General features: G+C 37.5%; 24 protein-coding genes. 4 read left to right on the forward strand and 20 right to left on the reverse strand.

Going from position 1 to position 24,915, the window contains the following annotated elements:
- Positions 1 to 37 precede the first annotated feature (37 nt).
- Together argH and ACHUFV_RS15125 are read right to left on the reverse strand one after the other, a co-directional pair.
- Positions 38 to 1,417, reverse strand: a complete 1,380-nt coding sequence (argH, locus tag ACHUFV_RS15120) for an argininosuccinate lyase (protein ID WP_394235541.1) — start codon at positions 1,415 to 1,417, stop codon at positions 38 to 40.
- Positions 1,414 to 2,625, reverse strand: a complete 1,212-nt coding sequence (locus ACHUFV_RS15125) for an argininosuccinate synthase (RefSeq protein ID WP_394235543.1) — start codon at positions 2,623 to 2,625, stop codon at positions 1,414 to 1,416. The genes argH and ACHUFV_RS15125 overlap by 4 nt, the downstream gene beginning before the upstream one ends.
- 257 nt (positions 2,626 to 2,882) lie before the next feature.
- On the opposite strand from ACHUFV_RS15125, the gene ACHUFV_RS15130 reads away from it, so the two are divergent.
- On the forward strand, positions 2,883 to 3,197 hold the full coding sequence (locus tag ACHUFV_RS15130; protein WP_394235544.1) for a hypothetical protein: 315 nt from the start codon (positions 2,883 to 2,885) through the stop codon (positions 3,195 to 3,197).
- 69 nt (positions 3,198 to 3,266) lie between these two features.
- Here the strand turns inward: ACHUFV_RS15130 and ACHUFV_RS15135 are convergent, their stop codons facing one another.
- The 9 genes from ACHUFV_RS15135 to sppA form a co-directional block, all read right to left on the reverse strand.
- Positions 3,267 to 3,779, reverse strand: coding sequence for a MogA/MoaB family molybdenum cofactor biosynthesis protein (locus ACHUFV_RS15135; protein WP_394235546.1), 513 nt, complete (start codon positions 3,777 to 3,779; stop codon positions 3,267 to 3,269).
- Positions 3,769 to 4,611: an EcsC family protein gene (locus ACHUFV_RS15140; protein WP_394235548.1), complete on the reverse strand. Its 843-nt coding sequence runs from the start codon at positions 4,609 to 4,611 to the stop codon at positions 3,769 to 3,771. Before ACHUFV_RS15140 ends, ACHUFV_RS15135 begins: the two co-directional genes overlap by 11 nt.
- 174 nt (positions 4,612 to 4,785) lie before the next feature.
- Positions 4,786 to 5,973 carry an acetate kinase gene (locus ACHUFV_RS15145; RefSeq protein ID WP_394235550.1) on the reverse strand — a complete coding sequence of 396 codons (1,188 nt, stop codon included), beginning with the start codon at positions 5,971 to 5,973 and terminating at the stop codon, positions 4,786 to 4,788.
- A gap of 257 nt (positions 5,974 to 6,230) precedes the next feature.
- Positions 6,231 to 7,217: a class I SAM-dependent methyltransferase gene (locus tag ACHUFV_RS15150; RefSeq protein WP_394235552.1), complete on the reverse strand. Its 987-nt coding sequence runs from the start codon at positions 7,215 to 7,217 to the stop codon at positions 6,231 to 6,233.
- Between the two features lie 180 nt (positions 7,218 to 7,397).
- Positions 7,398 to 7,898: a thiol peroxidase gene (tpx, locus tag ACHUFV_RS15155; RefSeq protein ID WP_394235554.1), complete on the reverse strand. Its 501-nt coding sequence runs from the start codon at positions 7,896 to 7,898 to the stop codon at positions 7,398 to 7,400.
- A gap of 165 nt (positions 7,899 to 8,063) precedes the next feature.
- A complete protein-coding gene (gene ytfJ, locus ACHUFV_RS15160; protein ID WP_394235556.1) occupies positions 8,064 to 8,555 on the reverse strand; it encodes a GerW family sporulation protein in 492 nt (163 codons plus the stop codon).
- An 18-nt stretch (positions 8,556 to 8,573) separates the two neighbouring features.
- Positions 8,574 to 9,269, reverse strand: coding sequence for a DUF2953 domain-containing protein (locus ACHUFV_RS15165; RefSeq protein ID WP_394235558.1), 696 nt, complete (start codon positions 9,267 to 9,269; stop codon positions 8,574 to 8,576).
- Positions 9,270 to 9,360: 91 nt separating this feature from the next.
- A complete protein-coding gene (locus ACHUFV_RS15170) occupies positions 9,361 to 9,918 on the reverse strand; it encodes an RDD family protein (protein ID WP_394235560.1) in 558 nt (185 codons plus the stop codon).
- A 12-nt stretch (positions 9,919 to 9,930) separates the two neighbouring features.
- Entirely contained in the window at positions 9,931 to 10,944 is a 1,014-nt protein-coding gene (gene sppA / locus ACHUFV_RS15175) for a signal peptide peptidase SppA (protein ID WP_394235562.1), read from the reverse strand.
- A gap of 133 nt (positions 10,945 to 11,077) precedes the next feature.
- Here sppA and ACHUFV_RS15180 point away from each other — a divergent pair, with 133 nt between their 5' ends.
- A complete protein-coding gene (locus ACHUFV_RS15180; RefSeq protein ID WP_394235563.1) occupies positions 11,078 to 11,878 on the forward strand; it encodes an NAD kinase in 801 nt (266 codons plus the stop codon).
- Between the two features lie 41 nt (positions 11,879 to 11,919).
- On the opposite strand, the gene rarD is transcribed toward ACHUFV_RS15180, so the two are convergent.
- The 6 genes from rarD to ezrA all read right to left on the reverse strand — a co-directional run bounded on the left by rarD (position 11,920) and on the right by ezrA (position 19,237).
- The gene (rarD, locus tag ACHUFV_RS15185; RefSeq protein ID WP_394235565.1) at positions 11,920 to 12,846 is read right to left on the reverse strand and encodes an EamA family transporter RarD; all 927 of its coding nucleotides are present in this window, start codon (positions 12,844 to 12,846) and stop codon (positions 11,920 to 11,922) included.
- 176 nt (positions 12,847 to 13,022) lie between these two features.
- Entirely contained in the window at positions 13,023 to 14,603 is a 1,581-nt protein-coding gene (gene mbcS / locus ACHUFV_RS15190) for an acyl-CoA synthetase MbcS (RefSeq protein WP_394235567.1), read from the reverse strand.
- A 185-nt stretch (positions 14,604 to 14,788) separates the two neighbouring features.
- On the reverse strand, positions 14,789 to 14,995 hold the full coding sequence (locus ACHUFV_RS15195) for an alpha/beta-type small acid-soluble spore protein (RefSeq protein WP_150439021.1): 207 nt from the start codon (positions 14,993 to 14,995) through the stop codon (positions 14,789 to 14,791).
- A 93-nt stretch (positions 14,996 to 15,088) separates the two neighbouring features.
- Positions 15,089 to 16,294: a tRNA uracil 4-sulfurtransferase ThiI gene (gene thiI / locus ACHUFV_RS15200; protein ID WP_394235570.1), complete on the reverse strand. Its 1,206-nt coding sequence runs from the start codon at positions 16,292 to 16,294 to the stop codon at positions 15,089 to 15,091.
- A 1-nt stretch (position 16,295) separates the two neighbouring features.
- A complete protein-coding gene (locus tag ACHUFV_RS15205) occupies positions 16,296 to 17,438 on the reverse strand; it encodes a cysteine desulfurase family protein (protein WP_394235571.1) in 1,143 nt (380 codons plus the stop codon).
- A 113-nt stretch (positions 17,439 to 17,551) separates the two neighbouring features.
- Complete coding sequence (ezrA, locus tag ACHUFV_RS15210) at positions 17,552 to 19,237, reverse strand: septation ring formation regulator EzrA (protein ID WP_394235572.1); 1,686 nt, start codon at positions 19,235 to 19,237, stop codon at positions 17,552 to 17,554.
- A 395-nt stretch (positions 19,238 to 19,632) separates the two neighbouring features.
- Here ezrA and hisJ point away from each other — a divergent pair, with 395 nt between their 5' ends.
- Entirely contained in the window at positions 19,633 to 20,433 is an 801-nt protein-coding gene (hisJ, locus tag ACHUFV_RS15215) for a histidinol-phosphatase HisJ (protein WP_394235573.1), read from the forward strand.
- Here hisJ and refZ read toward each other — a convergent pair.
- Positions 20,427 to 21,155 carry a forespore capture DNA-binding protein RefZ gene (gene refZ, locus ACHUFV_RS15220; RefSeq protein WP_394235575.1) on the reverse strand — a complete coding sequence of 243 codons (729 nt, stop codon included), beginning with the start codon at positions 21,153 to 21,155 and terminating at the stop codon, positions 20,427 to 20,429. The genes hisJ and refZ overlap by 7 nt on opposite strands.
- A 223-nt stretch (positions 21,156 to 21,378) precedes the next feature.
- Positions 21,379 to 23,253, reverse strand: a complete 1,875-nt coding sequence (locus ACHUFV_RS15225; protein WP_394235576.1) for a sensor domain-containing diguanylate cyclase — start codon at positions 23,251 to 23,253, stop codon at positions 21,379 to 21,381.
- Between the two features lie 456 nt (positions 23,254 to 23,709).
- Here ACHUFV_RS15225 and rpsD point away from each other — a divergent pair, with 456 nt between their 5' ends.
- Positions 23,710 to 24,312, forward strand: coding sequence for a 30S ribosomal protein S4 (rpsD, locus tag ACHUFV_RS15230; RefSeq protein ID WP_394235577.1), 603 nt, complete (start codon positions 23,710 to 23,712; stop codon positions 24,310 to 24,312).
- Positions 24,313 to 24,363: 51 nt separating this feature from the next.
- Here rpsD and ACHUFV_RS15235 read toward each other — a convergent pair whose 3' ends face one another.
- Entirely contained in the window at positions 24,364 to 24,786 is a 423-nt protein-coding gene (locus tag ACHUFV_RS15235) for a hypothetical protein (RefSeq protein WP_394235579.1), read from the reverse strand.
- Between the last annotated feature and the right edge of the window lie 129 nt (positions 24,787 to 24,915).

The raw sequence follows: 24,915 nt of genomic DNA on the forward strand, positions 1-24,915 counted from the left end.
AAAACCACGCTGTTTTTTATACAGCGTGGTTTTTTATTTATTTATCTGCTAAGCATTGCTTTGCTTTCTCCAAAGCAATCTTAATTTGCGCAAATCCGGTACCGCCAGCACTGTTTCTGCGTGCAACAGCCGTTTCAGGCGCCAATACTTCATATATATCAGTTTCAAAAAGCTGACTTGAGTTTTTAAATTCTTCCATCGATAAATCACTTAGGTAACAGCCTTTTTCCACACAATGAAGTACAAGCTTTCCTACTACTTCATGCGCTTCCCTGAATGGCATGCCTTTACTTGACAAGTAATCAGCCAGCTCTGTGGCATTTGAAAAGTCCTGTTTGGTCGCTTGAACCATGTTATTTGTATTGACCTTCATGGTACGAATCATGCCTGCAAAAATCTTTAAAGATCCAGTAACAGTTTTAACAGTATCAAACATACCTTCTTTATCCTCTTGCATATCCTTGTTATACGCAAGCGGTAACCCCTTTAATACCGTTAGCAGGCCAAACAGATTACCATATACCCGCCCCGTTTTACCACGGATTAGTTCAGCCATATCCGGATTTTTCTTTTGCGGCATGATGCTGCTTCCAGTTGAAAAGCTGTCATCAAGATCAATAAAACGAAATTCTTGGCTGGACCACAGAATAATTTCTTCACTGAAGCGTGAAAGATGCATCATTAATATAGAGCTAGTTGAAAGAAACTCGAGAATAAAGTCACGGTCACTAACTGCATCCATACTATTTTCATAAATTCCATCAAACCCTAAGAGTTCAGCGCTGTAATGACGATCGATTGGAAAGGTTGTCCCCGCCAATGCACCGGCACCTAGCGGAGAAATATTGATTCTTTTGAGGCTTTCTGATAAACGCTGCTTATCACGTTCAAGCATCCAGAAATAAGCCATTAGATGATGCGCAAATGATATAGGCTGTGCTCTTTGCAGATGCGTATACCCAGGCATAATGGTTTCAATATGCTTTTCTGCCTGTTCAAGTAAAGCCTGCTGTAATTCAGCTGTTAATCCGATAATGTCGGATACCTGCTTACTCAAATACAAATGCATATCCGTTGCTACTTGGTCATTACGGCTGCGTCCAGTATGCAGCTTTCCACCAACAGGACCAATCAAATCAGTTAGCTTACTTTCTAGATTTAAATGGATATCCTCTAAAGCCACTGAAAATTCCAACTCATCTTTTTCAGCTTTTTCTTTAAGTGCTTCCAGTCCCTTTTTAATTTGCTGGGCTTCATCATCAGTTAAAATACCCGTTTTGGCAAGCATCGTCACATGAGCGATGCTGCCTGTAATATCTTCCATAACTAATTCTTGATCGAAGGAAATGGATGCCCCGAATTCATCGACCCACTCTTCTGCGGATTTTGTAAATCTTCCGCCCCAAAGCTTTTTCACGCTTTCACCTTCTTGCTTTGTTGAACGATACTTTGTACTTTTGTAGGAAGTCCCCATAATTGAATGAATCCTACAGCAGCAGAATGGTCAAATGCATCATCAGCAGTATATGTTGCTAATTTTTCATCATATAGAGAGTACTCTGATTTTCTTCCCTCTACAATCGCATGACCTTTAAATAGTTTAACCCTTACAGTACCAGTTACAAACTTTTGTGTTTCCGCAATAAAGGCAGCTAAAGCATTTTTCAATGGAGAGAACCATAAGCCTTCATAAATAAGATCAGTTAGTTTTAACTCTACAATTGGTTTGAAGTGTGCTACTTCTTTTACCAATGTTAAATCTTCTAATTCTTTATGTGCAGTAATCAAAGTCATAGCAGCCGGACACTCATATACCTCACGTGATTTAATCCCAACAAGGCGATTTTCTACGTGGTCGATTCTTCCAATCCCATGCTTACCAGCTAGAACGTTTAAATCTAAAATAAGCTGTGATAAAGAATCGTATTTTTTACCATCTAAGCTTACCGGAACACCTTGTTCAAAGGCAATTTCAATGATATCTGGTGTATCTGGAGTATCTTCAAGCTCCGCTGTAAGCTCATAAGCATCCTTCGGCGGCTTTGCCCATGGATCTTCCAAAATTCCACACTCATTTGCTCTTCCCCATAGGTTTTGGTCGATAGAAAATGGACTGTCTAGATTAATTGGAATCGGAATATTTTTTTGTTTTGCATATTCAATTTCCTCTTCCCTTGACCATGCCCATTCACGAACTGGCGCTACTACTTCTAAATTCGGATTAAGCGCTTGGATAGAAACCTCAAAACGCACCTGGTCATTTCCTTTACCTGTACAACCGTGTGCAATCGCAACAGCACCAACTTCTTCAGCTACCTCTACTAGCTTTTTAGAAATAAGCGGTCTTGAAAGAGCAGAAACAAGTGGATATTTTCCTTCATATAATGTATGAGCTTGTAGGGAAAGCAACGCATAATCCTTCGCGAACTCTTCTTTTGCATCGATTACATAGGATTCAACTGCTCCAACCTTTAACGCCTTTTCTTTAACAAACTCTAAATCTTTTCCTTCCCCTACATCTAAGCAGCATGCAACAACATCATACCCTTGATCCTTTAACCATGTAATTGCGACAGATGTATCTAAACCACCAGAGTATGCTAGTACTAATTTTGGATTTGCCATGAAAAATTTCCTCCTCGATATATAGCGAATAAATATTCATTTATTTATATTTTTATTCAATCTTTATGAATTACACTTTAACAACTTTTCTTAAAAAATTCAATAGTTATTTCGCAAATTGCATTAAAATAATTATTTTCGTATTAAAATAGAAAGAAATGAATGAGAGTACAAAATTGTATGGTAAAATTTATATGAATCTTTTGATAAATGAGATAGTTTATTAGTCTATAACTTCATAATAGGGGGTGCAAACAATGGAAGAATATTTTATTTATAATGAAAGATTAGGGATTGAACTACCTTCAAATGATCTTAAATGGGATATGCTATCAGATGAAACACAGGAGTCTGTATTATTATATTGGGAGAATATCCGAGGGGCAATACCTGACCGAATCATCAGCCTTGAAAAAACAATCAATAAGAAACAAGCACAGCTAGATAATGAAAGCAACTTCCAGGTTTCCTGTCAATTAAATAGTGAAATAGCTGAACTCGCTTCCGTAATCAATGATTTATGGCTATGGTTTAGACTCAATCAAAGTCTTTCAGAAAAGATGCATCAATAATACACAGGTGTCAGGCACCAGAAAAAGACAAATGAGACCATTTGTCTTTTTCTGGTGCCTGACACCCAATTACAAGTCTTTTTTTAATTCGCGAACAACATGGCCAAGTTCGGGCAGGATTAATTTATTCATTGCCAGCTTAACGGCACCTGATGAACCAGGAGTTGAGAATACCGCTTTATTCCCTATTACTCCGGCTACAGCACGGGAAAGAATCGCCGCTGATCCAATATCTTCTTGGTAGCTAAGCATCCTGAATAACTCACCAAAACCAGTTATTTCTTTATCAAATAGAGATTGAACCGTTTCAATCGTGACGTCTCTTAAGGCAATCCCCGTTCCGCCGTTTGTTAAAATCACATCTATTTCAGAATTTAGGCAGCCCTTTAAAACGGCTTCCCGAATTGGACCTTTCTCATCCTTTACAATGATATAATCCCCTATCTGGTGCCCCGCACCCTCAAGCAAATCAATCATTAGCTTTCCACTTTTATCTGTTTCTTTGTTTCTTGTATCACTAACCGTGATTACTTTACAGATTACACTTCTTTGTGCCTGCTTTTTATGTTCTTCAATACTCATTTGTACTCTCCTTTTTCTTTAGCAGATACCGCATTTGATAATACCTGTGAGCAAAGTCAGTTACCTTTCTTGTTAATTGGTAATTGACACCTGCACCAATGGCCATACTGATAAAAGGAATACCTTGAATTAATTTTTTTCGAAAAATCATAATTGCTATCCCCTTTAATCCCTGCTTCAACAGCTGCTCAACCCAAGCTATATTAGCGATTTCTTCTGCCCCTTCATAAAAATAATTGTCATGCTGGATATCATTCATTAATTCCTCCCAGCCCTGACTTTGCATTCGTAAAGGAAGAATAGAAACATTAAAGACCTTTAGCGCAGTCATCATCTCATACGGTGTATTCACTTCAATTCCATATGTCATGGCTATGAGCTGCACAATCCGCAAATTAATCACTGCCATTCCCGGAATATCCGCTCCCAAAAGAATAGCTCCTCCAGTCCCTGACATACTTCCTTGCGCGAACGAATAGAGGCGGTGACGAGCTATATGCTGTCCAGCTATGTATTGCAGCTGATCTATGGTCAGCGAATTCAAATCCTCTATCGTCTGAATATCTTCTTGAAAAATCCTTCCGCTCTCAATAACTCTCTTCTTCGCATCAAGCTGAAGCTCAGATCCTTGGATAAAGGCGTGAAGATGAAATAACCAGTTATCAAGAGAGTTTGAAAACTGAGCTCTCGTTTTTTCCGGTAAAAGCTGGAATGATCTTTCAATATACTTATCATAAACCAATTGAAAATCATTCGGTTCATACCTGTACATTTGACTTTCCCATTCACGGATTTCTTCATATACTTGTTTTTCCCGATCTGTTAATGTCACAAGAGAAACCTCCTAAATTACAGCAACCGTATATTTTGTATCAGTATACCATATCTTATAAGGAAAATCTTAGGTGTGATTGACAAGACGAACATTAAGACTTTATTGCTTATTAAAAAAAAACAATTTGAATCTAGCAGATATACCGCTAGATTCAAATTGCTTTCATATAAATTATTTACTTAAACGGACAACGTCTCTAGCAATCATTACTTCCTCATCCGTTGGAATTACCATTACTTTAACTGGGGAGTGCGGGTAGTTAATGAAACGCTCATCTCCGCGAAGGCTATTCAATGCAGGGTCCCAATATACACCCATAAATTCTAAACCATTTAGGACGCGAGCACGAATGGTATCACTGTTCTCACCGATTCCAGCAGTAAAGATAATGGCATCTACACCAGACATACGTGCAGCATACGCTCCAACATAAGCATGGATACGAGAAGCAAATACATTTAGAGCAAGCTCAGCTCTCTCATTTCCTTCTGAAGCTTGTAATTCAATATCACGAAGGTCGCTTGAGAAACCGGAAAGTGCCAGCATACCGCTCTTCTTATTTAATACTTCTAATACTTCATCAGCTGATTGATTTGTTTTCTCCATAATATAAGGAATAAGAGCAGGGTCAATATCCCCTGAACGAGTTCCCATTGTCACACCGGCAAGCGGAGTGAATCCCATTGATGTATCAATAGAATGTCCACCTTGAATAGCTGTAATACTTGCACCGTTTCCTAGGTGACAAGAGATTAATCGAAGCTGATCAAGTGATCTTCCTAGCATTTCTGCCGCACGCTCTGATACATATTTATGAGATGTTCCATGGAAACCATACTTACGGATTCCAAAGTCTTTATAGTATTCGTAAGGAACACTGTAAAGGAAAGAATCCTCAGGCATTGTTTGATGGAAAGCTGTATCAAATACTGCAATAGCAGGAACATTAGGCAGAACCTTTTGGAATGATTGAATTCCTGTTACATTTGCGGGATTATGCAATGGTGCCAGCTCTGATAATTCTTCAATCTTTTGTAGAACTTCAGGCGTAATAAGAACTGAATCAGAGAACGCTTCCCCACCATGAACAACACGGTGACCTACACCTTCAATCTCATTTAAAGACTGAATAATTCCTAAATCAGTTAGCTTACCTAATAGTAGTTCAACTGCAACGTTATGATTTGGTATATCAGTCGTTTCTTTAATTTTTTCACCATTAACAGTAATATTGAACACAGCATCATCTAGCCCGATACGTTCAATTAATCCTTTAGTAATAACTTCTTCACTCGGCATATCAAATAATTGGAATTTTAAGGATGAGCTGCCGGCGTTAATCGCAATAATTTTAGCCATATTTATAAACGCTCCTTTATAAAACAAGTCATTAGTACAATGTCAATTGGATAATTAATTAGAAAACTCATTGTTATTGTCATACAACGATAGTTTATCCAATTAAAAAAATTAATATCTCCAATTTCTCATTTAATCACTGAAGGACAGGTAATTCAAGGAATACTTTTACAAAAATGGCTTTCAGCTAAAAGTAATTATATTCTGATATTTCGACAAATTTCCACAAAAATCGATTTTATTTTTTATAAAGAAAGTTACTTTTTATTTTCAATCATCCAGCGGTCAATTTTTGTAAGTATTTTATCAACCTCATGACCGTTTGAGAATGATGGCATATTGACTAATAGTACCTGCTTCGGAGGCTCCAACGAGTCTTCCTTTTTTTGCAGGATTAAAATGCTTTTTGCTGATTGTTTGGTCTTAAACATCGTTTCAGGCAATTGAATAATCCCTTGTATAAATGCAGTTTTTTGGAAAAACTCGTGGAGCTTTTTAGCCTGCTCGGATTCAAATAAACCATTTGGTATGATAAAAAATAAATAGCCGCCGGGTTTCACATGACGGACGCTTTGCTCAATGAATAAATGATGGGCGTATGAATGTCCTTCGTCTGCTTTTAATTCGTAGTCCGCTGCTCTGATATCATTTGGGTAGTAGCCGACAGGCAAGTCACTGATTACCGCATCAACCGCCTCAACGAATAAGGGCTCCAGACTGTCCTGGTTAAAAAATTCGATTGGATGCTCTTGTAGGTTAGCGTTTATATACGCTAATTTAATAAGAAGGTCATCTATTTCGATTCCAATCCCCTGAATTGTTTTATTCACTTCTTGATTCATCGCTGCTGTTAATAAATTTCCCGTACCGACTGCTGGGTCCATTAACCGATAGGCCTCTTTCTTAACGAACTTATGTAGTAAATATCCAACAAACATCCCTACTGAATCGGGGGTCATTTGATGATTAGGCTGTGCACTTTCCTTCATTCCTTTTAAAATCGCTAATTGGAATGATTTACGAATTTCTTCTTTTGTATATTTTGTTATTTGGGTGCCTTCATAAATCTTTTTAAGTCTTTTAAGTGTTAGTTCACTAAGTTCATCCTGTAGGACGGATTGATGAAATATATTTTCTCCTGTTTCCGCCAATGCCTCTAAGAAACTAACGTTTAATTCTTCCTGTAAAAGAAGGGCCGTGTCATTTATGATTGTAAATAATTCTTCAACCGGAGTGGTCTTCACAATATTTTCCTCCTGTTTTTCATTTCTTTTACTATTGTAGCGGGGTTTGTGTAGATGTACAAGTTTGGCAGGCTAGGGGATGTTGGGAAGGTGCTTAAAACAAAGTTGATTTTTGACTCAATGATTAAAAATGAAAGCCAGCTTATCAAAAAGCTGGCTTTCAGTAGATGTTGTATGAGATTATTTCGCTTGTTTAGCTGCTTCTAAAGCTGCTTCGTAATTAGGGTGAGTTGTTACTTCGTTTACATATTCAGCGTATGTTACTGTGTCGTTTGAATCAACAACAAATACAGCACGAGCTAATAAACGTAGTTCTTGAATTGCTACACCGAATGCTTCTCCGAAAGAAAGGTCACGATGATCTGAAAGTGTTTGAACATTTTCAATGCCCGCAGCTCCACACCAGCGTTTTTGAGCAAATGGTAAATCAACGCTTACAGTAAGAATTTTAACATTGTCTAATTTAGAAGCTTCTTCGTTAAAACGGCGTGTTTGCGCATCACATACGCCTGTATCTAGTGATGGAACAACACTAATTAAACGTACGCTTCCTTTTGAATCTTCTAATGTTACTGGTGATAAATCATTAGCTAGTACAGTAAAGTTAGGAGCTTTGTCTCCGACCTTTACTTCATTTCCAATTAGTGTTACTGGGTTTCCTGCAAATGTAATTGATGCCATAATCATTTCCTCCTATAACAATATATGTACATTGTAAACTATAGCTCCTCAAAGTGACTTTTGCAACAAATATGTATTGAAATTCAAAAACAAATAAAAATTCAGATAATGGAACTCTTCAAGATAAAAGGTTAACTCTCTAATATGAAAGTTAACCTTATTTTATTAGAATTCTAATTCTTGCTTTTGTCCATTATATTCATTTGACTGACCGGATTGGTTCTGATCATTGGATTGTTTTTTATCACCTGATTGATTGTTGTTGTTATCTTTATTGGACATCATTTGCTGGATTTTATCTACGGCCTGTGGCGCTAGGTCTAAAATTCGTTCATATAAATGAGTGCTTTCATCAAGATGTACCATTTTAACCCCATGGGAATTCACAATTAAAAAGGCAATTGGCGTGATGGAAACACCGCCCCCGCTACCACCGCCAAATGGCATCTTTGGCTTATCTCCACTTTGGCCGCCACCGGTATCAGCTGTAAACTCACTTCCTCCGGCTGCAAAACCGAAACCAACCTTCGAAACCGTTAAAATCACACTGCCATCAGGGGTTTCAACCGGATCCCCAATAATAGTGTTAACATCAATCATTTCTTTTAAATTCTCCATTGCGGTCGTCATTAATCCTTGAATTGGATGATCGGACATTGTTTACTTCCTCCTCTTCTAGACTGGTTTTGTTTTATCATTTGATAGAGCGGATAAAGGCTTCGTCTTAAACTGCGGTCGCCCGCCCTTCCAAAATTTAAGCAATTTGATTCCTGCTACCATAGCATGCCCGATTCTAAAATGAAGCATACATTTAAAAGAGGTTTGTGCAACAGCAAATTGAAAATGCGGCTGAACGATCATTTGGGGTATAACCAGAAGCTTGAAATAGCTGCTGATAACCCCGATAATGCTGCCTTTTACAGCCCATGCTGCACCAGTAACCATTCCTGTCAATGCTGCATCACCTGTCCCAAGCAGCGTATTCCATTCTAATTCAGTGACCTTTACCTTCTTTAAAAAACGGCGGATGATTTTATGTAATGAGATCACATGTTCTAACAGCAATTTAAAATCTTTAAAGCTTTCTATTAGATCGTGTGGTGTAAATTTTAAAGCACCCTTTTTCTTCGTTTTTTCTTCTTCACCTGATTCCAATTTCCCTTTAGCCACAATTGACGGTGAATCATCGTCTATTTTAATAACCGGAATTTCAACTTTATATTTGATAAGTCCAAATAAAGCCTTGAATTCTATCTTTAATGAATCATTATCTTGGGCATGAAAATAGTTGATCATTACTTTTATCTTTGTCATGATGATGAGTACGAACAGAAGCAGAATAACTAAACAAACGACCAAGATCCATTTCAATATTGTTCACAACCTTTCAGCCTCTTATTATTGGCAATTAAAGGCATAAATAAACCTGTCATCCTATGATGACAGGTTTCATTTTAATGAATTATGATCGAACATGGACCACTGTAGTATCTGCAAATAAATCATGTATTCCTTGTCTTCTTGGTAAAAAAGCAACCACAACATATAAAATTAAAATACTTCCGGATATAAAACGTCCAATCCACTCACGAAACATAATTGTTGACCAGCTTAAAGGAGTCTGATCCAGTGAAATGACCTTCAACCCAAACACCATTTTGCCTAGAGTTTGTTTAAAGAATTTAGTCATCAGCACAAAATAGGCATAGAAAATAACTGCGGTTACAATGGATGCAGGTGCAAACATACTCGGGTCACTAATTTTTATATCCAAGGCTCTGAAAAGTGGATAGACGAGAATTCCATTCAAGCTGGCGATAACCACTAAATCCAGTAAATAAGCCCAGAATCTCATCCAAAATCCTGCATATCTATAGTCAACTTTTTCAGCTGCCGATTCATTATCTGCTTGAACGACTCCTCGGTCCGAAGATTCTAGCAATTCTCTCTCACCATTGGAAAGTGTGACGTCCTTATTTCCAACTACCTCTTTTTCAATGTCTTGTTGATTTGAATCCAATTCTACACCCCCTTATTCAGCATACAAGTACATTAGTCGTGGTGAATTTCGCTGCGATAAAACATTCATTAATCCTGCAAGCTCAATATCCTCCTGACCCGCAAGCTTTCGTGCCCCCATAGTGAATAGTGAAGCAAAGCCAAGGTCTTCCGTGTATTGAATGATTTGTGCATCCTTTAATTTATAATCTTTTTTCATAACATCAACAACATCCTCAAAATAACCAAAGTCATCGATTAGATGTAATTTCTTTGCCTGTCGTCCGTCATAAATTCTTCCGTCAGCTATGCGTCTTACTTCTTCTTCTGGAAGATCCCTGCCCTCCGAAATAACCTTCACAAAACCATTATAGGAGCTGTTAATCATTTCTTGCAGGATCGCTCTCTCTTCTTCTGTCATTTCTCTTGAAGGGCTCATAATATCCTTGAATTCACCGCTCTTAATCGTTTCAAATTTCACACCATATTTTTCAGCAAGTCCAGCATAATTGATTCCTTGCATGATGACCCCAAGAGAGCCTGTTAATGTTTCAGGACTGGCAAATATTTTATTCGCCGGTGCAGATATGTAATAACCACCAGATGCAGCCATGGATCCCATTGAAATATATACTGGTTTTTTTGTTTCCTTTTGAATCTCTACAATTTTATCGTGTATTTGCGCACTCTCTACAACACCACCGCCAGGACTATTCACGCGAATAATAATTCCTTTAACGGCATCATCCTCTTTGGCGTAATCTAGGTTTTCTAGAAAAGCTTGATGATTATAGCCCGCTGCAGCAAAGATGGATGAAGTATCTCCGGTATCCTGAATCGTTCCATTTACGTCGAGTACAGCTATTTTCTTCATCATATTTCCTTCTTCAATGACTTCCTCTGTCACAAGGCCACTTGTAGGATTCATAAATTCATCCATCGTGGTTTGAAAATCTTTACTAAAAATGGTTGTAAACGTATTAATGACAACTGAGAAAATAAATAGTGCAGCTGCAATCCCTAATGCTGCCCACCGTTTTCCATTCACATATTCGTCCTCCTTTAATTTCATTTACTTGTATTACGGATAAAAACGGCAAAATGTTTCAAAAAATAATAACAAAGAAAGGAATAGAAAAATTCAATAAATTTTAGTACGATAGGAAAAAGGGGGGATATTCATGCCAGAGCGCCGTAATCTTTATTTTTTCCACAAAGAAGAACCAATGATACGAGAGAAAATCGATGAAATGCAAAAACTTGCTGTAAATCTTGGCTTCACAATCGTAAAGGATTATAAAAAAGCCAATGTAATTGCCTGCTTTGGTGGGGATGGAGCGTTTTTACAAGCTGTTCGTAGAACCGGTTTTCGTGAAGATTGCCTATATGTCGGAATTTCAACAACAGATCAATTAAGTCTCTATTGTGATTTTCATATAGAAAATACGAAGGAAATGATTGATGCGATGACCGAAGAGGTAATTGAAGTTCGCCGCTACCCAACAATCGAAGTAACGATAGATAACCAAGCCTCTTTTTATTGTTTAAATGAATTTAGTATCCAATCAAACATTGTTAAAACCTTTATTATGGATGTTTATATTAACGATCTTCAGTTTGAAACCTTTAGAGGAGATGGAGTCATCGTATCTACTCCAACAGGCAGTACAGCCTATAATAAGTCTGTGAACGGTGCAGTTGTAGACCCGCTGCTCCCTTGTATGCAGGTTACAGAGCTGGGTTCATTGAATAACAATCAATACCGAACGCTTGGATCACCTTTTATCTTAAGTGATGATAAGGTCTTAACCTTGAGGGTGGCCAAGGAAGGAAATGAGCATCCAACAATGGCGATGGATAATGAGGCACTAAGTATACAACATGTTGAAAAAATTCAAATTAAGTTAAGCGATAAAAGAATTAAAACAATCAAGCTAAAGCATAATTCATTTTGGGATAAAGTAAAAAGAAACTTTCTATAACGAAGACTGTACACACAGTCTTCGTTTTTGTTGAAACATACCTAGGCACTGATTTTTCTTTCCTTTTTCCGTTTGTCACGTTTCATAAAACTTACGTTAGATACTGAGTAAATAATCAGCGCAAACCAAATAAAAATAAATGCGATAAAATGTCCCTTTGAAAAATGCTCCCCGTAAACAAAAATACCCAATAACAGACTGATAGTAGGGGCTAGGTATTGAATGTATCCAAGCATAGAAAGCGGAATTCTTTGAGCACCTTTAGCAAAATACAGAAGCGGCACAGCGGTAGCAACACCGGATAGGATTAGTAGAATATCCGTTTTAGGTGAAACAGTGAGAAATGTATTCATGCCTTGGGAAAATAAGTAGAAGATATAAATGATTGCAATGGGTGTAACCACCATGGTTTCTAACGTTAAGCCTATGGATGAATCTACTTTAATCATTTTTTTCGCCAAGCCGTAGAAACCAAATGTAAAGGCTAACCCCAATGATATCCATGGCAGCATACCATATGATACAGTTAGAATAATAACTCCTATAGCAGCAAAAAAGAAAGATATATACTGGGCAGATGATAGCTTTTCTTTTAAGACAATCATGCCAAGCAGGACACTCACAAGCGGATTAATATAATATCCCATACTTGCTTCAATAATTTTGTCATGATTAACAGCCCAAATATAGATAAACCAGTTACAACTGACCAGTAAAGACGCTACTGTTAAAAATATCAGCTGCCTTTTATTTTGCAGCAGACTTTTTAATGTAATGATGAAGCTGTTCCATTTTTTAGTGATTAGCAGAAGCAACACCATAAATAAAAAGGACCAGACAATCCGGCTTGCTAATATCTCATCTGCCCCAATACCTTCAAGCAGCTTCCAGTAGATCGGCAATAATCCCCATAATAAATAAGAAATGACGGCATAAATAACCCCCATTTTCTCCCCTTTACGATCCATTTCTTTTCCCTCTATTCTTATTAATTTAGACTCTGTTAAAGAATCAGAGCCCTTATAGTAAAATAATAATCATTATAAATGAGAAGCTCCATTGTGACAACAAGCAGTTAATTGAAATCCTTTGGTCTATGCAATTAGAAAAGCAGACGCCCCATGCGTCTGCTCCTTTCATCACATTACAGATATTTTTTCAATTCATCATTTCGCAATTCAACACGACGAATTTTACCTGAAGATGTTTTCGGTAGTTCCTCAACAAATTCTATTCTCCGAGGATACTTATAAGGTGCTGTCATTTCTTTCACATGCCTCTGTAAAAGCTTTATTAAATCATCTTCGTTTTCCTTAACCCCTTGTTTTAACACGATAAAAGCCTTTACTACATTCCCGCGGTCTTTATCAGGACTTGCTACCACTGCACATTCTTTGACAAATGGATGTTTGACAAGTGCATCTTCCACTTCAAACGGCCCAATTGTATAACCTGAGCTGATGATAATGTCGTCACTTCTTCCTTCAAACCAGAAATACCCTTCCTCATCCTTCTTCGCACGGTCACCTGTCACAAAATAATCTCCGCGATATTGCGCCATCGTTCTTTCAGGCTCTTTATAATATTCTTTAAACAATGCCGGCGTATCTTTATGGACAGCTATATCTCCGACTTCCCCGACAGGACAAATCTCACCGGCATCATTAATAATTTCGACGTGGTTTCCGGGTGTAGGTTTCCCCATTGACCCCGGCTTTAACTCCATGTCCTTCAAAATACCAACTAACAGCGTGCTTTCAGTTTGACCATACCCGTCCCGGACTTTCAGATCAAAATGTCTTTGGAAGGTTTCGATTACTTCCCGATTCAATGGTTCACCAGCCGAAACAGCACTATGTAAGCTAGACAGATTATATTCGCCGAGATAGTCAACCTTTGCCATTAAACGATACTCAGTTGGTGTACAACAAAGTACATTCACTTTATATTTCTCAAGAAGCTGTAAATACTTCTCCGGTTCAAATTTCCCATGATAAGCTAAACCAGTCGCACCCGAACCTAAAACTGCCAAGAACGGACTCCAAATCCATTTCATCCATCCAGGACCTGCTGTAGCCCAAACAGTGTCTCCTTCACCGATAGAAAGCCAATGCGGTGCAGCAGTTCTAAGATGCGCATATGCCCATCCATGTGTATGTACAACTGCCTTTGGATTACCCGTTGTCCCTGAGGTATAAGATAAAAATGCCATATCATCACGACTTGTATCAGCCAAACTAAGCTCAGCAGAAGCAGTTTTCATTTTTTCATCTAAACGCTCCCAGCCTGCTTTCTCTTGACCAATAGTAAATTTAATGACTTGCTTCATTTCAGCGATCGGCTCAAATTCATCTACATAAGGATGATAGCTGATAACGCCTTTTACACCTCCGTGTATAATACGGTATTGCAGATCCTTCGTCCGAAGCATTTCTGAACTTGGTATAACAACCAAACCCAGCTTAAGCGCAGCAAGATATACCTCATATGCATTAAGTAAGCGAGGGATAATAACTAATATAACATCGCCTTTTTTTAAACCACTATTAAGTAAAATATTTCCAATTTTATTAGCACCAGCCATTAATGCCTCATATGAGATTTCTTCTGTCTTTCCATCCTGACTTTCCCATTTAACGGCTATTTTATCTTTTTGTTTTGCAAAACGTTCCATTTCAGAAACAAGATTGTACTGTAAAGGTGCAATCAAATCTTCACGTTTCATGTTACTCGCCTCCAAATCTTCTGCTTTTCATCATACCACATTTTAAAGATTTTACTAAGAGGAAATTAAACCAGTTATTATGACTAAGTACTAATTATTAGTATCATTTTACGCAAAAAAAGACAAGGCAAAAAAAGGAGCGGGATTACTCCCACTCCTTGTAGCCATCTTCTATTTATTTTTCATTATTGTTGTGAAAATCCAGCCATTTGTTGTTGAGCTGTTTGAACTAGACGTTTCGTAATTTCTCCACCAACAGAACCGTTAGCACGAGAAGTTGTATCAGCACCAAGATTAACACCAAACTCAGAAGCAATTTCATATTTCATTTGATCAAGAGCTTGTTGTACACCAGGAACTAGCAGTTGATTTGAGTTGTTGTTGTTTGCCATGTGATATCACCTCCTTGTGATAATAGAATGTGTAGTATCACATGGCTTCATACTGGTAAATTGTAGTTGTTATGTAAGAAAAAACAACTAATCTTAAAAAAGCCCCTCAAATGTATCTGTTTTACTTTCCTGCGGCCTGATATCGATTGTTTCAATGTTATCAACTGCCTTTTGTATATATGGCTCAAAGTCAATATAACTTTCATAATGAATAACCTTCTCACGTTTCGGCTTCGTTTTTGGAGAGGCCGGAACAAATATCGTACAGCAATCCTCAAAAGGTCTAATCGATATATCATGTGTATCGATGGACTGTGCAATGTCGACAATATCAGATTTGTCCATCATAATCAGCGGTCTTAGGATTGGTGTATTGGTTACTTCATTAATGGCATACATACTTTCAAGCGTCTGACTAGCCACCTGACCAAGGCTTTCTCCCGTTACAATGGCAAGGGCTTCCTGCTTCTCACGAATTTTATCTGTTATACGAAGCATTAATCGTCTCGTTGTTGTCATTGTATAATTTTCTGGTACCTGCTTTTGGATTAATTGTTGTATTTCAGTAAACGGAACAATATGTAAGCGAAAACGTCCGCTAAAGGAAGCCAATTTCTCTGATAAATCAATTACCTTTTGCTTCGCACGTTCACTTGTAAATGGAGGACTAAAGAAATGAACCCCTTCTATATCTAGCCCTCTTTTCATTGATTCATACCCTGCTACAGGGCTGTCAATCCCACCCGAAAGCATAAGCATGGCCTTCCCGCTCGAACCAGCCGGAAGCCCGCCTGCACCTTGAATGGTTTCACAGGAAATATACGCAGCTTCAGATCTGATTTCTACCTGCATGTTAATATCCGGATTTTTGACGTTAACTGTTAAATTCGGAACATTTTGCAGGATGTGAGAGCCAAAGACATGGTTTAATTCATTTGTTTCCAAAAAGTACGTTTTATCGGCTCGCTTCGTTGTGATTTTAAAGGTCTGCCCTTCCCTATGTACCTTTTCAAATAGCTGTAGAACTGCAGCTTTTATTTCTTCGATATCCTTATTTGTCTTTATAACAGGGCTATAGGATTGGATTCCGAAGACACCCTTCAGCCGTTCAACGATTTGACGTCCATCCTCACCATTTAATATGACGTAGGTGCGGTCCCTCGTGCTTCTAATTGTCACTTTAGGAAATTCATGTAAAGTTCCTCTAATACTATTTGCTAATTTCTCGATAAATTTGCTGCGGTTTCTTCCTTTTGTTGAAAGCTCTCCGTAGCGAATTAAAATGCGGTCATAGTTCATATTATTTCATTACCTTTCTTAACTCTTCAATCGTTTCCTGTATTGCAGACAGTACTGCATCGGCTTCACCCACTGTATTAGTATAGGACAAACTTAACCGGATTGCACTTCCAGCTCTGTCTTCCGTCATTCCCATAGAAGCAAGTGTGCCACTAAGTGTTTTCAGCTTTGAAGAACAAGCAGATGTCGTCGAAACATAGATATTCTTTTCTTCAAGCGCATGAACAAAAACCTCTGATTTCAAATGTGGAATAGAAAAATTCATTATATGTGGAGCAGCATATATTTCTGGTGTGTTGACGACAACACCTTCTATTTTAGATAGGCCTTCCCGCAATTTTCTGGAAACCAAATTCAAATGACGCGATTCCTTATCCTGTATTTCCATAATCATACGAAGCGCTTTTGCTAAACTAACTGCACCCGCAACATTTTCTGTACCGCTTCTGAGATTCTTCTCCTGGCCTCCTCCATTCAATAACGGGTTTATTTTAACCCCATCTCGAACAAACAGCAAACCGGTGCCTTTTACACCATGGAATTTATGAGCAGAAATAGAGCAGAGGTCAATAGAGCAATCATTTAGATCTAGTGGGACCTTCCCAATACCCTGAACATGATCAACATGAAACCTTATTCTTGGATACTTCCTTAGCAATTGTCCAATCTCTTTTATTGGTTGAATAGTGCCGACTTCATTATTCACATGCATAACAGATACAAGTATGGTATCTTCCCGAATCGCATTTTCTATTGTTTTTACATCGACCCTTCCGCTTGAATCAACAGGAACTTCTGTCACGTCAAATCCAAAGCTTTCCAGCTGCTTCATGGATTCCCGGACAGATGGATGCTCAATAGTCGTAGTGATTAGATGACGTCCCGATTTTTGATTGGCAAACGCGGTCCCTTTGATAGCTAAGTTATTTCCTTCAGTTCCTCCGGAAGTAAAATAAATCTCGTTCGGTTGAACAGACAGGAGCTTGGCCGCTTGCGACCTTGCCTGATTGAGCAGTTTCTCAGCAAGACCGCCAAAATTATGAAGTGAAGAGGGGTTGCCAAAATACTCCGAAGAAACCTTCAGAAAGGAATCAAGCACTTCGGGAAATGGCTTAGTAGTGGCGCTATTATCAAAATAAATCATTATTTTTCTTTCTCCCTTTCGTTGCGAATCATCCAACTAAAAATGTTAACATAATCATTACCATTTGAAAAATGTTATTAAAAAAAGACTTGCTGTTTAGCAAGCCTTTTTCATTATACCTCTAAAAGATCTTCCAATCTTTTTAATGCACCAGGATCCACTTTTTCGATGGTTGCTGAAGCAAGTTCGAAAGCTTCTTTATATTCGAAGGATCTAAACAGACTCTCCGCTTCTCTTAAACCTTTATCAACTGAAGCGTATCTGCTTCTATAGCGGTTTCCGTATTGTATAACCTGCTCGGCAAGCTTAACCATTTCAAAAAGTTCTTCTGTCTTTTTCGTTACCTTATCAACTGTTAGAACTGCCAGTTCCAAGAACTCCTGAACATCCGGAATATCCAATGGCTTTTCTTCCAGCTTCTTAATCACATCTTTTATGCTGTCATGTGCATCTTCTAGCAGATATTTAAATTCCTCTGGCACACCGGGAATATTGCTATTCGAAATCAAACGAATCGTTTCAGCTACCTTTTTCCTAAGGGCCTGTACTTTATCCCTTGCAGCCAGTTCATCTTTACGTAATGCCTGAAGCTTCTGGCTAAATGCCCCTTGTTCTACAACAAGCATGTCTAACATCTCTTTAACCGCTATCATTTCTTTACTCAAATGTGAGTATGCAGTATGATTCTCGTCCATTTTATATTCCAGCAGTTCATAGCGTTTAAATAACTGATCCAGCTGTTTTGCTAAGGATTTCACAACCTCTAAATCAGCATCTTGTAGATGGTAGCTTGCTTGAACATGTGCAATTTCGTGATTTAATTCACTATTTACCTTTTTAGCAGACTGAAGCATTTGTAAAATTTCCCGATCTCGCTGATTAATTTCATGCTTTGCCAAAACTTCCTTTTCAAGCAAGTCATAAACAGCATCAATACTTTCTTTCCATGAAACTACTTTCTCTTGTACTTCTTCCATATCCGATTCTTCCAGTTTGTCGATAACTTCTGCAAGTTCTAGTGAGATTCTTTCCACTTCAGTTTCAACTTGGATATGCTCTAGTACATATCCTTGTGAAAGCATTTCTTTATAGCCATCCCGTAGTTCGTCTAGTTGCGACGGAAGAGTTGATTGGCATTCCATTAGGAGATTTGGAATTAATTGCATATCCTTTCTTGTTTTTTCTAAACAATCGTGGATATTGATTACGAGCTCCCGTGCCTGCAAATAATTACCGTTATTTGTCTTTTCGTCAAACTCTACAAACTTTTTTGATACTTCCTCAAGCCCAGTTTCAAGACTTTTTTCCATTTTGGCAAAGGAATACCGGTGTGCAAGCAGTGTTTTTTTACATTCCCGATAAATTTCCTTCAAATCTTCTATTTCAATTCGATTCTTTTCCTCACTGCCAATCAGCTCTTGTAATTCATTCAGCAATTCTTCCATTTTCTTTTCTACATTTGCTAACACGGTACTTATCTCTGTTTGGACAGCTTTGGCCTTTTTAAATCGATATTTATCAATATGCTCTTCTGCATCAAACAGCAGTTCTTCAAGATCCGGCAGTTGAACCGCAATAATCTCATCCCACGTACTGCGCCATCGTTCAAAACGTTCTTCCGTTTCACCGTTCATATTTAATTGCTTAACCTTTTGCAACTCATCTAGTACAGGGCGGGTGGTTATGTCGATTTTCCACGCTTCTAGCCGGTCTGTTTCCTTATAATATTTTTTCTTCATAAAAAATCCCGCTAGGAATATACAAATTACTATTGCAATTCCTCCGATTATGTATTCCATTGTAAGCCCCCTGTTCTATAACGAGCTGGTTCCATTTTATATAAATTTTATTGTGCAAGCTGTACGATTTATTTTCAAGCAGCACTCTAGCGTTGATTACACTTATGAAAACTAGCTTTGAAGTGGATTTAAGAAGAAGTATGAAGAGCCGAGGTTATATTGAAACTATGTGAGGCTCTGTGCATGTTCTTTTCAATGTTTTTATGATACCATGTAAACGACGATTTTTGACTATTAAAATTTAATTTTTTGTAGAATTATTTACATGACTTTGTTCAGCCAATTATAAAAGTTACATAAATAACATTTTAAAAACATTATTAATAGTAACATAAAAGTACAAAATATTTAAATAATTAAACTCTTTAAAAAAGAAAAAATTTTGGGGGATTACCATGGTAAAAAAGGACGGTCATATTCACACTTTATTTTGTCCACATGGGTCAAATGACAGCTTTGAAAAATATATTGAAAAGGCTCTATCACTGGGGTTTGAGGAAATATCCTTCACAGAGCATGCTCCGTTGCCGGATGGATTTACCGATACGACTCCAACAAAAGATAGTGCTATGTCCTGGGCAGATTGGGACAATTATGTCGAAGAAATTGACCGTGTAAAGCAATTGTATAAGGGTAAAATGAAAATTAATTGCGGTCTTGAGATTGATTATATCGAGGGGTTTGAACAAGAAACAACAGCTGCTCTCAACAAATTTGGTACAAAGCTTGACGATGCGATATTATCCGTTCATTTTCTGAAAATGAATGATAGATATGACTGTGTGGATTATAGTCCGCAGGGGTTTGAGGAAATGGTTTCTGTCTATGGCTCTGTGGAGGAAATATACAAAAGGTATTATGAAACCGTACAAAAGTCTGTCGAAGCCGATTTAGGCTCATTTAAACCAAAGAGAATTGGTCATATTACACTTGTCCATAAATTTCAAAACCGTTTTCCTTTCGAAGGTGAAGAGAAAACTGTTCTTTTTCATCTATTAAAATCCATAAAAAAAGAGGGCTATGAACTGGATTATAATGGTGCCGGGACTAGTAAACCATTATGCCGCGAGCCATATCCCCCTCATTGGGTTATACAGGAAGCAATAAAACTGCAGATTCCGCTTGTGTATGGATCTGATGCACATCAAGCAAAAGAACTTGGACAAGGCTATCATCATCTGCTTCTAAATCAATGACGCTCTACTATATAACGAAGACTGCCGCCTTCTTCTTGTTTATGTTTCCGTCTCCCAAGCGGAACCCTTTTCATGGCAAAAGGCGGCGCCGTAACGTTATATTGTTTTTTTGCAGAAGTGGAAGAAGGCGTTAATATATTCTCTAGCCAATTTGACATTTCCAGATAGTATTTATCAGCAAAATACTTTTCCTGTGGAAAGGTATGAAGTACTTCAGAAAGATATTGACTATTCAAGAAAGGCATTGATAATAACCCCTTTAATTGAATAATAAAAAAGTTAATATTTACTTTATTAAATTCCTTGTTTATCATCCCTTTTTCGAGAATTTCTGTAAGTAGATAACGTTCTTTTGTCAAATACGTAGACATCATCTCACGAACCACTTGGGTATCAAGTGACAATTCCCGCAAAATAAATCTTGTTAAATGAACATTCTGACTTTGGAAACGGATAATATTCTCCACAACCTTTTGCATACAGACATAGGCGTCTTCCTCAAGTACAGCCATTGCCTTTTCTACCTCAAATAAATAGTTTTCATAATAGTGAATAAAACAGTATTCTAATAGTCCATTTTTATTTTGAAAATAGTAAGAAATATTCGCAACATTTACCTTTGCTTTTCCGGCTATATCTCTCACTGTTGTACCTTGAAATCCCTTCGTATTAAACAAGAAAATAGCAGCTTGGATTATATCCTCTTTCGAGTTTTTCCTCATAATAAATCCCTCACTATTAGTGATTTAATCATTCAAAAGGCAAAGGTTCCCTATCCTAAACAAATTCGCGATATAGCTCAGCAATCCTTCAAAAAAATCTCGACAAAAACCATAGTGATTCCGGTGATTTCGCTGCTGTTAACGTATTTTTACACAAATGATGTAGAAGTATGACCAAACTAGAAACGACTCCTGAAGACACAGGAGTCGTTTCTAGTTTCTATTATCTAGGCCGTGTGACCACTCTATTTTTTCCAGTTTTTTTCGCTTGGTACAGCGCATGATCTGCACGTTTAAATAGGTTTTGATAATTATCCTGATCTTCCCTTTTCCAGCAGGTAACGCCGCAGGAGATGGTAACCGTTGGATTTGTGGCTTCGCTTACCCTTTGGACCAATCTTTCAGCAATCATTACGCCTGTATCAATTGACACTCTTGGTAAGTAGATAGCGAGTTCTTCGCCGCCCCAGCGTGCCCCAATATCTGTACCGCGGATATTATCATGAATCACATTAGCCACTTGAATAATGACTTCATCACCTATTTGATGTCCATAGGTATCATTCACAACTTTAAAATTATCAATGTCTATGAGTATGAAGGTTGCACCTTCATCAACCTGCATAGACTGCTGAATTTGTTCATCAAGATACTTTCGTGAGTAAAGCTTTGTTAGATGATCCGTGACCACTAACTTTTCAAGCTTTTCTCTTAATAGTGTATTTGTAAAGGCTAGTGTTGAATGATGGACTAATGAAAGAAACAGCTTAAATGTATCAAATGAAAAAGCATATGATTGATGGTGCAGGACGAGAACAAATCCATTTATTACATTAGACTGATTCATTGGTACTGCCATCGCAGATTTAAAAAGAGAAGGATTGTTCGTATCAGCTGGCAATTTTAAATCACCAATAAATATTGAATCATTCTCTAACAGTATTTTTTCTTTAAAATAATCGATATATGGTTTTGCCTCATCCGTAAGAAAGAAACTCGTGCTTCCTTGCTGTACATCATATGAGGAATCGCTTAAGGTAAATTGGATAAAACCGACCTCTTCAGCCGCAAGTGATTTGACTATTTGGTCTGACATATAGGCCATCGTTTCAGTCAGCCGAAGCGTAGAATTCAGATGATGACTTGTTTCATTAATCAGCTGCAAATCCTCAATCAGCCGCTTCGACTGCTCATAGAGCTGGGCATTTTCAATTGCCCCTCCTGCAGTATTTGCGAGAAGAGTGATAAACTCGACTTCATTTTTGGGGAATACCAGGGCATTAGGAGATGTTACCTGCAGTACCCCGTAGACGCCTTGTTTTCCTTTCAGTGGTGCATATAAATTCGCTTTACGCTCAGTCACAGAAACTTCGAATTGAATCGTGCCAGTCACATACGATTCCATGATGGCCTGATTTTTACTAGTATAATTAAATTCCTTTATTGGTAAACCTTCAAAACCCTTATGATCCTGTGAAAGAAATAGCAGATATGCAAAGGATGGGTATACTTCGTGTAAGGAATCAATAATTTCTCCAAGCACTGATCTCATATTCATGGTAGAATGGACCTTTTCCGTCACACGAAATAGCTGTTTATAGCGCTTTTCCTCAACTAGCAGCTTCGTTAATTTTTGAGCCTTTTGAAGAAAAAGCCCGCATTCAATACTTAATTTCTCAAGTACCTTTTCTGTTAATTTCGAAAAAAATTGACCTTTTTCTTTCAGTACAAGGTAACTTTGAATACTGTTTTTATTTCTAATAGGGATTAATAAATCATATTGTTCAAAGGCGAGAATATGGAAGGGTCTCCGGTATACCTTATGACAAATTTCCAATTCTTGATGATCTTTAAAGGAAAAGTTTACCGCAGCTAGGTTTCGTTTAACATCTGAATTCGTTGAAGACTCAACTACGAGCTGTTGAAGGTTTTCATCAAAATGATAAAGTGTTACCTCTTCAGCCTGCATCAGCTCCTTTATTATCACTAGCATTTCTTCAAGAATTGACTCATATTTCAGCTGATGATTTTCTGTCGAAATCAAGTCAAAAAAACGACTTTTCAAATTCAGAATAATACGTTCCTCAAGTAATTCCATGTTAAACCTCACCTAATTATTAATGCTGATATTATTTCATTCTGCATGTACTTTCCTATGATATATTATACATGCATTTAACTAAATTTACCAAGCATAGTAATAAAGTCTATGATTTTCTTATTAGCTAGACTCTCTCTGTTAACACGGTTATAAATTTGTATTCAAGAGGCAATTCGATTGCTGCCAATCTACTACAGGAATCTTCTTACTATAATGTCTCTATCAGAAAACAACCTTGACATTCGTGTGAATTTAATTATATAATAGCGTTTGTGTAAAATATGCAGCTTATGTGAATACTTTTTTGGCATCATTTTGTTCCTCAAATGCATTCGATGGTGTATTGAGTAACCCTTGCTGCAGGGCGAAGGTACATGAAAACAAAATGTCTAAGGAAGATCTCACATCTGTTTTTATTTTACCAAAAATAAAAACATAGAGGAGGAGTCATTCATGGCTCGTTATACAGGTCCAAGCTGGAAACTGTCTCGTCGTTTAGGTATTTCCTTAAGCGGCACTGGTAAAGAATTAGAAAAGCGTCCTTACGCTCCTGGACAACATGGTCCAAACCAACGTAAAAAACTATCTGAATATGGTTTACAATTACAAGAAAAGCAAAAGCTTCGCCATATGTATGGTGTAAACGAGCGTCAATTCCGCAACCTTTTTGATAAGGCTGGAAAGATCGCTGGTATCCATGGTGAAAACTTTATGATTCTTTTAGAATCTCGCTTAGATAACGTTGTTTACCGTTTAGGTTTAGCTCGTACTCGCCGTCAAGCTCGTCAGCTTGTTAACCACGGTCATATTCTAGTTGATGGAAAGCGCGTTGATATTCCTTCATACCGTGTGCAACCAGGTCAAACAATTGGCGTTCGTGAAAAATCACGTAACCTTGACATCATTAAAGAAGCAATCGAAGTGAACAACTTTGTTCCTGATTTCTTAACTTTTGATGCTGACAAACTAGAAGGTACTTTCACTCGTTTACCAGAGCGTTCTGAATTACCAGCTGAAATTAACGAAGCATTCATCGTTGAGTTCTACTCTCGTTAATATTAGCATTATGCATAATAATGCTAATAAAGCCCTTGAAATGTTGTTAAATCAACGTTTCAGGGGTTTTTTCGTTTCTATATTAATAAGAAAATATATCATAGGAATTAGAGTAAATATGAACTCCATGCTAAAAGCAACAACTAACCATAGTTGTAAATCTGATGGCCATGGCCAAATGAGCTGTATTATTATTCTTGAAAACCATATAAGAGAAAAGAATGCATAGAATATTTTTAATTCCCTTGAACCATCAAATAATTTATTTTGCACTATTAAAAACAGCAAACTAACTCCGGCTAACAAAAAGGAAAAGCAAAAATTGATGTAGTTAATTGAATGATATATCTCAATCGGAGCGTCCGGTATATAAGAATACCATTTAAAAGAATACGGTGCAAAAAAGTGCAATATCCCAACCAGGCTACTTATCATGCAAGCAGCATTAAAAAATACCATTACGATTTTTTTCATTTCAACCCCTCACCAACATACGGAAATAATAACCATAAGTATACGTTAATCACATACATCCACATTACATTAAACATTTCGTTATATACATATTTTACCACTAATGTTACATTACTTTAATCTCACTTT

Source organism: Niallia oryzisoli, assembly GCF_043641075.1.
In the GTDB taxonomy this organism is placed as follows: Bacteria; Bacillota; Bacilli; order Bacillales; family Cytobacillaceae; genus Bacillus_BD; species Bacillus_BD oryzisoli_A.

Coding starts and splice junctions, on each gene's coding strand:
- rpsD (WP_394235577.1), top strand. CDS start 23,710: ATGGCTCGTTATACAGGTCCAAGCTGGAAACTGTCTCGTCGTTTAGGT.
- ACHUFV_RS15145 (WP_394235550.1), bottom strand. CDS start 5,973: ATGGCTAAAATTATTGCGATTAACGCCGGCAGCTCATCCTTAAAATTC.
- ACHUFV_RS15130 (WP_394235544.1), top strand. CDS start 2,883: ATGGAAGAATATTTTATTTATAATGAAAGATTAGGGATTGAACTACCT.
- ACHUFV_RS15235 (WP_394235579.1), bottom strand. CDS start 24,786: ATGAAAAAAATCGTAATGGTATTTTTTAATGCTGCTTGCATGATAAGT.
- mbcS (WP_394235567.1), bottom strand. CDS start 14,603: ATGAAACGTGAAGATTTGATTGCACCTTTACAGTACAATCTTGTTTCT.
- refZ (WP_394235575.1), bottom strand. CDS start 21,155: ATGAGGAAAAACTCGAAAGAGGATATAATCCAAGCTGCTATTTTCTTG.
- ytfJ (WP_394235556.1), bottom strand. CDS start 8,555: ATGTCCGATCATCCAATTCAAGGATTAATGACGACCGCAATGGAGAAT.
- tpx (WP_394235554.1), bottom strand. CDS start 7,898: ATGGCATCAATTACATTTGCAGGAAACCCAGTAACACTAATTGGAAAT.
- ACHUFV_RS15225 (WP_394235576.1), bottom strand. CDS start 23,253: ATGGAATTACTTGAGGAACGTATTATTCTGAATTTGAAAAGTCGTTTT.
- thiI (WP_394235570.1), bottom strand. CDS start 16,294: ATGAACTATGACCGCATTTTAATTCGCTACGGAGAGCTTTCAACAAAA.
- rarD (WP_394235565.1), bottom strand. CDS start 12,846: ATGGATCGTAAAGGGGAGAAAATGGGGGTTATTTATGCCGTCATTTCT.
- ACHUFV_RS15125 (WP_394235543.1), bottom strand. CDS start 2,625: ATGGCAAATCCAAAATTAGTACTAGCATACTCTGGTGGTTTAGATACA.
- ACHUFV_RS15180 (WP_394235563.1), top strand. CDS start 11,078: ATGCCAGAGCGCCGTAATCTTTATTTTTTCCACAAAGAAGAACCAATG.
- ACHUFV_RS15195 (WP_150439021.1), bottom strand. CDS start 14,995: ATGGCAAACAACAACAACTCAAATCAACTGCTAGTTCCTGGTGTACAA.
- hisJ (WP_394235573.1), top strand. CDS start 19,633: ATGGTAAAAAAGGACGGTCATATTCACACTTTATTTTGTCCACATGGG.
- ACHUFV_RS15135 (WP_394235546.1), bottom strand. CDS start 3,779: ATGAGTATTGAAGAACATAAAAAGCAGGCACAAAGAAGTGTAATCTGT.
- ACHUFV_RS15205 (WP_394235571.1), bottom strand. CDS start 17,438: ATGATTTATTTTGATAATAGCGCCACTACTAAGCCATTTCCCGAAGTG.
- ezrA (WP_394235572.1), bottom strand. CDS start 19,237: ATGGAATACATAATCGGAGGAATTGCAATAGTAATTTGTATATTCCTA.